This window comes from Phenylobacterium sp., assembly GCF_030680185.1.
GTDB lineage: Bacteria > Pseudomonadota > Alphaproteobacteria > Caulobacterales > Caulobacteraceae > Phenylobacterium.
This window is the reverse complement of record NZ_JAUXVZ010000040.1, coordinates 1-1,772: the sequence shown is the minus strand read 5'-3', so window position 1 is coordinate 1,772 and position 1,772 is coordinate 1. Positions and strand designations below refer to the sequence as shown.

General features: G+C 64.7%; 2 protein-coding genes. Both read left to right on the top strand.

Translation table 11 applies throughout. The features are described from left to right. The first annotated feature begins 9 nt into the window (after positions 1-9). Positions 10-168, top strand: a complete 159-nt coding sequence (locus tag Q8L83_RS18640) for a hypothetical protein (protein WP_370868381.1) — start codon at positions 10-12, stop codon at positions 166-168. Further along, positions 168-1,496: a type II toxin-antitoxin system HipA family toxin gene (locus Q8L83_RS10175; protein WP_305286559.1), complete on the top strand. Its 1,329-nt coding sequence runs from the start codon at positions 168-170 to the stop codon at positions 1,494-1,496. The genes Q8L83_RS18640 and Q8L83_RS10175 overlap by 1 nt, the downstream gene beginning before the upstream one ends. The last annotated feature ends 276 nt before the right edge of the window (positions 1,497-1,772 follow it).

Below are 1,772 nucleotides of genomic sequence, written 5' to 3'. Positions count from 1 at the left end.
CTCGCCCAACTGGCCGGCCAACGTCAGGAAATGATCTCAAAGATCGAAACTGGCCAAGGCGGCGTGAAGCTCTCCACTCTGTTCGACGTGCTGGCCGCCTTGGGGCTTGAAATGACCCTTGAGCCGCGCAGCCAGAGCTCGACGGCCGACATCGAGGACATCTTCTGATGCCCCGTCGTCGCGCCCACGCCCCCCTGAAGGTGCTGATCAACAACCGTCTCTGCGGTCGATTGGAAAAACAGGCCAGCGGCGCGATAAGCTTCCAGTACGACCCCGGTTGGTTGGCCTGGGCGCCGGCCTTTCCGGTCTCCCTCTCCCTGCCTCTGCAGAACGCCCCGTGGCGCGGCGAGGCCGTCGTCGCCGTGTTCGACAACCTCCTGCCAGACAACCCCTATGTTCGCCGACAAGTCGCCGAGCGCACGGGCGCTGGGGCCGCTGACGCCTACAGCCTGCTCGCTCAGATCGGACGCGATTGCGTGGGTGCGATGCAGTTCCTTCCCGAAGAGGACGGGGCGGACGCATTACAGCCCATCGAGGGCGCACCGATCAGCGACGCGGAGATCGAGGCGCTGCTGGCCAACCTTGCCCGGGCGCCCCTGGGCATAGACCCTGAGCAGGACTTCCGGATATCGGTCGCCGGCGCCCAGGAGAAGACGGCGCTTCTTCGTCACCAAGGCCAGTGGATGCGGCCCATCGGAACGACGCCGACCACGCATATTCTCAAGCCTCAGCTCGGAGAGATTCCGACCTCGTCAGGGGTGATCGATCTCAGCGACAGCGTCGAGAACGAGCACTATTGCCTGACCCTGCTGGAGAGTTTCGGTCTGCCCATCGCACGGACCGAGATCGCCACCTTTGGCGCGCGACGTGTGCTGGTGGTGGAACGCTTTGATCGCCGCCCTCGGGGGGGCGACCACATCCTGCGTCTGCCGCAGGAAGACTTCTGCCAGGCGCTGTCGGTCCCATCCAGCCGCAAGTACCAACGCGACGGGGGCCCAAGTGTTGTCGACATCCTGACCAAGCTTCAGGAGAGCGACGATCCCCTGGCCGCCCAGGCCAAGGTGTTCAAGAGCCAGATCATCTTCTGGCTCATGGGCGCCACCGATGGGCATGCAAAGAACTTCAGCATCTTCCTGCGTCCGGGCGGTCGCTTCGAGCTCACCCCGTTCTACGATGTCCTCAGCGCCCAGCCGGCATTCGACGCCAAGCGCATCCCACACAGGGGCTTCACCCTGGCCATGTCGCTGGGCGCTTACCCCCACTACAAGATCCTGGATATTCACGGTCGACACTTCGTCGAGACCGCCAAGGCCGCAGGCCTGGGACCGGCTGTCATCCGGCAGGCCCTCGAGGACGTGCTGACGGCCGCGCCGGACGCAGCGGCCCAGGCGCTACAGAAAATGCCACCTGGTTTTCCTGAGCCGCTCCATGACTCCATCGCCGCAGCGATTCAGGTCCGCCTGCCCCGCCTGGAGTCCGCATGGGAGGCGATCTAGCCCCGGCTCGCCGTCATGAACCAACTTCGGCGAAACCGCCAAACCGTGCGGAAAACTAGCGCACGAAGCATTGCGCCCTCGAGGCAGAGTCGATTTGTCCAACCCCGGACTGCTCCGCTTCCGATGGGCGTCCCCGCGCGCCGATTGAAGTGCTCGCCCCCCTCCGTTCTCAGATGGCGAAGCTAACTGAACAAGAACGCCTGTGGTCTCGCCAGGGCGACCGGCAGGCGGCGCTTCTTCCCTAGGCCTGCGGATGTCCGCCAGAGACAGACTTCG

Excerpts from the sequence above, each read along its gene's own strand:
- Q8L83_RS10175 (WP_305286559.1), top strand. The coding sequence starts at position 168 with ATGCCCCGTCGTCGCGCCCACGCCCCCCTGAAGGTGCTGATCAACAAC.